Below are 7,286 nucleotides of genomic sequence, written 5' to 3'. Positions count from 1 at the left end.
ATGAGCTCGTCCCAGGTGCCGCCGACGCCCATCAGGAACACGGCGTCGTAGCCCTCGTCGGCGACCTTGTCGGCGAGTTCGATCATCTTCTTGCCGGTCTCATAGACGTTCTTGCCGTCCTCGACGTAGCCCTCCTGGCTAAAGTGCATGATCTCGATCTTCTCGGTTTCCTTCATGGCTTTTCCTTTCTGTCCTGCACGCGAATCTATACATCGCGTTTCTTTTCGATACCAATTATAGACATACACCCAACGTGTTTTTAATACCATTTTTCAATCTGTTCCAATCCTCGGTGAACGGTCGAAATTCTCTGGTGAGTGGTATTAAATTAGAATTTGATGTATAGCTAACGCCCCCGGCGTCTCCCTTGCGTGACAAAGAACAGCGTTCCTACCAGCGCAATAATGGTCGATGCTCCAAACAGTACCGTCTGGACGCCCAAAGCCTCCGCCAAAAACGGAGCCGCCAGCAGCGGCACCACGCCGGCGCTCATCAGGCCAAAACGCACAAAGCCGGTAATGCGCCCCAGGTATTTGATGTCGGCACGCTCCTGAATCAAGATCATCTGCAGCGGCTCCAGGAACCCCCAGGCCAGACCGTTAATCGCCTGACCGATAATCGCGACCCCCAGCATATCGGTGCCCACGTACACCATGGACCCAATGCCCACGGCCATGAGCGCGCCGAGCAGCAATCGCAGGTTGACATGGCGAGCAGAAAGCTTGGTCAGGATGAACGCACCCACCGAGGAAGTGAGGCCCACGACCGAGGACAACCAGCCCAGCCAGACGATATCCACGTTGAGTACATCACGGTAGAACAACGACTCCAGCGAATCGAACGCGCCAAACGCAAAGAAACCCAAAAAGCCCGAGATAAAGATGAGGCGCAAGTCGTGGTCGCGAAACGTAAGTCGCGCACCCTCGGCCATGCCGCCCAGAATACCGCCCTTCGGCTTCTCCCCTTTTGCGGGAGCAACACACTCGTGACAGCCCAAGGAGAGCACGGCCGCCACACCCATCATGCCCGCCATGAGCAGATAAACCGATTGCGTGGCAAAACAGCTCACGATGGCACCGCCGAGCAGCGGGCCAGCGGTATAGGCGATATTGCTGTAGAACACCATGAGGCCGTTCACGCGGGTACGACCCTCGGTGGTCGACTCCAGGTATCCCGGAAACGCATGCGTGCAGGTGTTGATAAAGCCGCCCGCAAGTCCCAAGACGCACGCGGCAAACACAAGCCCGGGGACAGACAACGGCGCTAACCCCACGCCAAGCGATAGCACTGCCGTAATCACGCACGTCACAAACGACGTCCGGCGCGGTCCAAAGCGATCGATGACCGAGCCCGACACCATATTGCCCACCGACGTCATAAGATTGCGCGCGAGCGTAATGGCGGCAACCAAAAAGGCCGTGCCGGCCAGATCATACGTGGCCGCACCGATAAGCCCCAAAAAGTAGACCGCGTTGTTGGCGCACCACTGCAGGGACTCAATAAGAATCAGCCTGACCTCTGCCGGCGTCAGGCGCATTGCTTCGCGACCCTTCGCGAACATACGAACTCCTTCTATACAAAAAGGGGATGGAGAGCATAGGCCTGCTCCATCCCCTTTCCAGGTTGCAACGAAAATCTATGCAGCCGGGCCCTTACGCCAGCACGCCGAAGAACGCGCCGATGATGCCCACGACCATGGTGGCCACGATCAGCACCATGGGGTTGATCTTCTTGGACAGCAGCCAGTAGTACAGCCAGAAGGCGATCATGCCGAGCATGCCGGGCATGATGCCGTCCAGGATGTCCTGGAGGGTCTGGGCGTCGTCGCCCGAGCCGATGGCCACCGGGATGCTGGCCCAGAACATGTCCTTGCACATGGCGCCCACGACCATGACGCCCACGATGCCCACGCAGGTCATGATCTTCTGCATGAGGCCGGTCCTCTGGGCCTCGTCCAGGAAGCCCACGCCCAGCTCGTAGCCCTTGACGGCGCCCCAGATGCGCAGCGCGAAGCCGGGGACGTTGTAGATGAGCAGGAAGGCGATGGGGCCGAAGGGGTTGCCGGCCTGGCACAGGCTGATGCCCACCGCGGCGGCGACCACGCGCAGCGTCGACAGGAAGATGGAGTCGCCGATGCCGGACAGCGGGCCCATGAGGGCGGCCTTGACGTCGTTGACGCTCTCGGGCTCGATCTCGCCGCGGGCGACCTTCTCCTCCATGGCCATCGCGATGCCGCCGACGAACGGGGCGAACTGGACGGTGATGTTGAAGAACGCGCAGTGGCGGTGCAGGGCCGCGGCGTAGTCGTCGGGGCGGCCGGCGTAGATCTTCTTGAGCATGTTGGCGACCATCAGGCAGAAGGCGATGTTCATCTGCTTGTAGTAGGTCCAGGAGAACTCCATGCCCAGGGCGCCGACGTTGACGGCGCTCTTGACGAGGTCGGAGCGCGTAATCTTGTTCTCGGGACTAGAAGTCATCGTCCTCATCCCCTTCCGCGGAGAGCTGGGGCTGGGCTCCGCCCAGGCCGAGCAGGTCGAACTTGTCGATGCCGATGATGATGGCGATCAGGGCGACGCCCAGGACGGGCACGTTGGCGTAGGAGCACAGCAGGAAGCCCAGGAAGTAGAAGGGCACGAGCTGCTTGGTGAGCACCAGGCGGCCGAGCATGGCGAAGCCCATGGCAGGCAGGAAGTTGGCGGCAACGCCGCAACCATCAATGATGAAGGACGGGACGAAGTCGAGCAGGCCCTGGATGGCATCGGAGCCCAGATAGAAGGCGCCGCCGCACAGCAGGAAATACTCAAGGCAGCCCCAAAGACCCATGCCCCAATGAACGGCGTAAATGCCTTTAAGGTTTCCCTTGAGGGCGAACCTGTCTGCCATATCGACAAACACGGTGAACAAGGCACTAGTAATGTTGCCGATCGTCAGCGAAAGGACAGCGATGGGCATGGCGAGCGCGATGGCCGTCTCGGTACCCTGACCGAGCTGAATGGCAAACGCGCAGGCGAGCACGCCGCCGATGGTTTCGTTAGGCGGCACGTAGGCGCCGATGGAAACCGAACCCATGAACAGCAGCTCCAGGCTGGCGCCGACGGCAAGACCAGTCTGCAGGTCCCCCAGCACCAGGCCCACGAGCGGGCACAGGACGATGGGGCGGAACGCGTAGAGGGTGCCGAGCTGGTAGTCGAGGCCTCCAAACGCTCCGACTAAGCCGACGAGGATTGCTTGGGTAAGCATGGTTCCTCCAAAATGGGAAATCTCGAGTCATAGCCGGTCACCGTCGCGCGCGCTGTTGATATCAATCCGGAAACTCGACCACACGGCCCGAAGCGTACCTGGTGTGCTGTTAACACCTATGCCAGGCACAAATGATTTGATACCAATTATAGATATGCAGGTTCTTACTATTTAATACCACTCGCTCAGCGGGGTGTTTTTTACCGTAAACGGCAGACGTATCCCATCAGGCGCGCTCTTTGTTTCGATGGCGGACAAGCGCCACCAGAAAGCCATCGCCAAAGGCATCGTATGCCAAGTTGCCTACAATCACCAAAACGATTATCGCCGCGCCCAAAAACTCGTTCCAGCGAAAGACCTCGCCAAAGAGGAGCGCCGACCAGCAGGGAGCGAGCACGACCTCGCTCATGCAAACCAAGTTGGCCGCAAACGCGTTAGTGCGCGCAATCCCCTTGGCATACAGCACACTCGCAAGGCCGCTGCAAAAAAGGCCATGCACCAGCATAAGCCCCCACTCAAAGGGTTTTACGGAGCCTAGGTCGCCGGCAAAATAGACGATCGGCAGTATCGAGATGCCGCAGGAGATGAGCGAGGACACCATGGGCGACGCATCGGGGCGAGAGTTTAAAAAGAAACACAGCCCAAAGGTGGCTCCCGAAATGACGGCAAGCAGGTTGCCGAGCATGCCCTCGGCACTCAAATCGCCTAAAAAGAACAGTCCCATACCCGTAAAAGCAACCACCACGGAGGCAATCTTCGCAGGCGAGGGCAACGTGCGAGTTGCGAGCGACTGATACACGATAACGAAAATCATCGAGGTGTACTGCAGGACGATCGCGTTGCCGACCGTCGTGAGCTGGTTGGCAAAGTTAAACGTGGTGCCCGTCACGAAGTTGCAGACGGCCACAAGGACAATAAGGCGGCTGACGCGGAGGACGGGCCTGCCGACGAGCAGGATAAAGAGCGCCATAAATATTGCCGTGACGGCACCGATCAAAAGAGCTGACTGCGAATTGGCGCGAACGAGAATGCCGATAAAACTCCACAAGAGCGCCGTGCCAAATAGATACATCGCCCCGCTCACGCCATTATCGGGTGGATTGTCAGATCGAATCACGAAGCACCTCCAGCTAGCTTTCGGTAATAAAAAACGGCGACCACAACGGGTCGCCGTTTCCCTTGGGGGCAGAATAGAACGCAGGAACCTACGCCAGCACGCCGAAGAACGCGCCGATGATGCCCACGACCATGGTGGCCACGATCAGCACCATGGGGTTGATCTTCTTGGACAGCAGCCAGTAGTACAGCCAGAAGGCGATCATGCCGAGCATGCCGGGCATGATGCCGTCCAGGATGTCCTGGAGGGTCTGGGCGTCGTCGCCCGAGCCGATGGCCACCGGGATGCTGGCCCAGAACATGTCCTTGCACATGGCGCCCACGACCATGACGCCCACGATGCCCACGCAGGTCATGATCTTCTGCATGAGGCCGGTCCTCTGGGCCTCGTCCAGGAAGCCCACGCCCAGCTCGTAGCCCTTGACGGCGCCCCAGATGCGCAGCGCGAAGCCGGGGACGTTGTAGATGAGCAGGAAGGCGATGGGGCCGAAGGGGTTGCCGGCCTGGCACAGGCTGATGCCCACCGCGGCGGCGACCACGCGCAGCGTCGACAGGAAGATGGAGTCGCCGATGCCGGACAGCGGGCCCATGAGGGCGGCCTTGACGTCGTTGACGCTCTCGGGCTCGATCTCGCCGCGGGCGACCTTCTCCTCCATGGCCATCGCGATGCCGCCGACGAACGGGGCGAACTGGACGGTGATGTTGAAGAACGCGCAGTGGCGGTGCAGGGCCGCGGCGTAGTCGTCGGGGCGGCCGGCGTAGATCTTCTTGAGCATGTTGGCGACCATCAGGCAGAAGGCGATGTTCATCTGCTTGTAGTAGGTCCAGGAGAACTCCATGCCCAGGGCGCCGACGTTGACGGCGCTCTTGACGAGGTCGGAGCGCGTAATCTTGTTCTCGGGACTAGAAGTCATCGTCCTCATCCCCTTCCGCGGAGAGCTGGGGCTGGGCTCCGCCCAGGCCGAGCAGGTCGAACTTGTCGATGCCGATGATGATGGCGATCAGGGCGACGCCCAGGACGGGCACGTTGGCGTAGGAGCACAGCAGGAAGCCCAGGAAGTAGAAGGGCACGAGCTGCTTGGTGAGCACCAGGCGGCCGAGCATGGCGAAGCCCATGGCAGGCAGGAAGTTGGCGGCAACGCCAAAGCCAGCAAGGACAAAGGGCGGGATGAAGTCGAGCAGGCCCTGGATGGCGTCAGCACCCAGATAGAACGACAGCGAGCACAGCAGGAACGCCATGATGATACCGGTCAAACCGATCAGGAAGTGCATCGCATAGACACCCTTAAGGTTGCCCTGGCCGGAGTAGACATCAGCGCGGTCGACCAGGATCGGCAGGGCGGCGTTAAGGATGTTCTTGATGGCAAGGCACAGCGTGGCGATGGGCATGGCAAGCGCGATGGCTGCCTCGGTGCTCTGGCCCAGCTGGATAGCGAAGGCGCAGGCGAGCACGCCGCCGATCGTCTCATCAGGCGGCACGTAGGCGCCGATGGAGATCGAGCCCATGAACAGCAGCTCCAGACTCGCACCGATCGCGAGGCCGGACTGCAGGTCCCCCAGCACCAGGCCCACGAGCGGGCACAGGACGATGGGGCGGAACGCGTAGAGCGTACCGAGCTGGCAGTCGAACTTACCAAATGCGGCGATAAGTCCGATGAGGATTGCTTGGGTAAGCATACATCCCCCTTTCCATATAGGACACTACGAAGAGCTCAGACTCTTCGAAATTGAACGCCTAGAGCACGCTGGCGCAGTCGACCTTGGGGTCATCGGCCAGGGGTCGAATCTCGACCTCAACGCCACGATCCAGCATCTCGCGCACATCGGCTTCCTCGGCCGCGGTCAGGAAGATCTGACGAGAGACCTGACGAGCGTCGGGACGCTTCTCGTCCTTGGGCTTGGTGTTGCCCAGGTTGACCGACTTGATCTGCGGGCAGCCCTCAACAAGCTGCTTTGCCTCAGCGATAGTGGCGACGCAGATGATCATCTTGTACTTGTCGGTCACGCCCGAGTTGATAGCTTCGATTGCATGCTCCATATCTTTGATGACGAGCTTGCAGCCGGCAGGCTTGCCCATCTTGAGCGTCGTCTTCCACACCGGGTCGTTAGCGACCTTATCGCCCACGCAGAAGATGCAGTTGGAGCCAAGGCCCTGAACCCAGGAAACTGCGACCTGGCCATGAAGCAGGCGATGGTCAACGCGAAGTAGCTGAATCATAATGTGACCCCCCAAAGGTCTTGTGCCGTCATACGGCGTGTCAGTAGGTGCTGCGGATTAGAACTCTTCCTCCTCCTCGTCATCGACCAAAAGATCGTTGACAAACTTCACGCGCGTATCGTCCGCAGCGACGATGGCGCGAATCGTCTCCTCAACCGGCGCCGACTCGTCAGAGAACAGCAGCTGGATGAGCAGAGGAAGGTTCATGTTGGTAACGAGGTACGTGCGGGGACGCGTCTGGACGATCTTGGTGAACTCGTTGTTAACGCTACCGCCAAAGAGGTCGGTGCAGACAACGACATCATCGTCGGCAGACATGCCTGCCAGCAGTTTTTGGGCCTCTTCGGCCACGTCCATGCGGCCATCGACGAACATCGAAAGATCGTGGACGTTGTCGCGAGCGCCCGAGAGCAGCTCGACGCTCTCCTTGATGCCGGTGGCGAAGTGCGCATGGCTGGCGATGATGTACTGCCTCATTCTGTGTTCCTCTCAATAGCCCGGCACGTTCCCGCACCCGTTTTCTTTAGTAGTCGAACTGGTGATAGTAGCGACGATACTTGAGGTTGTGCTTGGTGACCGTCTCGTAGTAGCGAGCCAGGCGGTCGGTCACGAGCACCGTCAGAATCCACGGGGAGACGATGACGCGGAACTCGTCGTCAAGGCCGGGGATCGCGAACTCGGCGGTGTCGATGATGTTGATGTCGGTGTCGCC

Annotated in this window: 8 protein-coding genes and 1 pseudogene; all 9 read right to left on the bottom strand. The window is 59.9% G+C overall.

Annotated elements, in window-relative coordinates:
- Positions 1–346 precede the first annotated feature (346 nt).
- Positions 347–1,561 carry an MFS transporter gene (locus ABG996_RS10555; protein ID WP_316367180.1) on the bottom strand — a complete coding sequence of 405 codons (1,215 nt, stop codon included), beginning with the start codon at positions 1,559–1,561 and terminating at the stop codon, positions 347–349.
- 91 nt (positions 1,562–1,652) lie between these two features.
- The gene (locus ABG996_RS10550) at positions 1,653–2,486 is read right to left on the bottom strand and encodes a PTS system mannose/fructose/sorbose family transporter subunit IID (protein WP_196022811.1); all 834 of its coding nucleotides are present in this window, start codon (positions 2,484–2,486) and stop codon (positions 1,653–1,655) included.
- Positions 2,467–3,240 carry a PTS mannose/fructose/sorbose/N-acetylgalactosamine transporter subunit IIC gene (locus ABG996_RS10545; RefSeq protein WP_347479834.1) on the bottom strand — a complete coding sequence of 258 codons (774 nt, stop codon included), beginning with the start codon at positions 3,238–3,240 and terminating at the stop codon, positions 2,467–2,469. Before ABG996_RS10545 ends, ABG996_RS10550 begins: the two co-directional genes overlap by 20 nt.
- Positions 3,241–3,466: 226 nt before the next feature.
- Entirely contained in the window at positions 3,467–4,357 is an 891-nt protein-coding gene (locus ABG996_RS10540) for a DMT family transporter (RefSeq protein ID WP_271747057.1), read from the bottom strand.
- Between the two features lie 88 nt (positions 4,358–4,445).
- A complete protein-coding gene (locus ABG996_RS10535) occupies positions 4,446–5,279 on the bottom strand; it encodes a PTS system mannose/fructose/sorbose family transporter subunit IID (protein WP_196022811.1) in 834 nt (277 codons plus the stop codon).
- A complete protein-coding gene (locus ABG996_RS10530) occupies positions 5,260–6,033 on the bottom strand; it encodes a PTS mannose/fructose/sorbose/N-acetylgalactosamine transporter subunit IIC (RefSeq protein WP_271739668.1) in 774 nt (257 codons plus the stop codon). Before ABG996_RS10530 ends, ABG996_RS10535 begins: the two co-directional genes overlap by 20 nt.
- A gap of 58 nt (positions 6,034–6,091) precedes the next feature.
- A complete protein-coding gene (locus tag ABG996_RS10525) occupies positions 6,092–6,574 on the bottom strand; it encodes a PTS sugar transporter subunit IIB (protein ID WP_099432286.1) in 483 nt (160 codons plus the stop codon).
- 57 nt (positions 6,575–6,631) lie between these two features.
- The gene (locus tag ABG996_RS10520) at positions 6,632–7,051 is read right to left on the bottom strand and encodes a PTS sugar transporter subunit IIA (RefSeq protein WP_148346728.1); all 420 of its coding nucleotides are present in this window, start codon (positions 7,049–7,051) and stop codon (positions 6,632–6,634) included.
- 46 nt (positions 7,052–7,097) lie between these two features.
- Positions 7,098–7,286 (bottom strand): annotated as a pseudogene (locus tag ABG996_RS10515) (SIS domain-containing protein); the annotation flags it as partial.

The organism is Collinsella aerofaciens, assembly GCF_039836695.1.
GTDB lineage: Bacteria > Actinomycetota > Coriobacteriia > Coriobacteriales > Coriobacteriaceae > Collinsella > Collinsella aerofaciens_BD.
Note: the sequence above shows the minus strand (reverse complement) of the source record. Positions and strands in the feature narration are given on the sequence as shown.

Excerpts from the sequence above, each read along its gene's own strand:
- ABG996_RS10520 (WP_148346728.1), bottom strand. The coding sequence starts at position 7,051 with ATGAGGCAGTACATCATCGCCAGCCATGCGCACTTCGCCACCGGCATC.
- ABG996_RS10525 (WP_099432286.1), bottom strand. The coding sequence starts at position 6,574 with ATGATTCAGCTACTTCGCGTTGACCATCGCCTGCTTCATGGCCAGGTC.
- ABG996_RS10545 (WP_347479834.1), bottom strand. The coding sequence starts at position 3,240 with ATGCTTACCCAAGCAATCCTCGTCGGCTTAGTCGGAGCGTTTGGAGGC.
- ABG996_RS10555 (WP_316367180.1), bottom strand. The coding sequence starts at position 1,561 with ATGTTCGCGAAGGGTCGCGAAGCAATGCGCCTGACGCCGGCAGAGGTC.
- ABG996_RS10550 (WP_196022811.1), bottom strand. The coding sequence starts at position 2,486 with ATGAGGACGATGACTTCTAGTCCCGAGAACAAGATTACGCGCTCCGAC.
- ABG996_RS10530 (WP_271739668.1), bottom strand. The coding sequence starts at position 6,033 with ATGCTTACCCAAGCAATCCTCATCGGACTTATCGCCGCATTTGGTAAG.
- ABG996_RS10535 (WP_196022811.1), bottom strand. The coding sequence starts at position 5,279 with ATGAGGACGATGACTTCTAGTCCCGAGAACAAGATTACGCGCTCCGAC.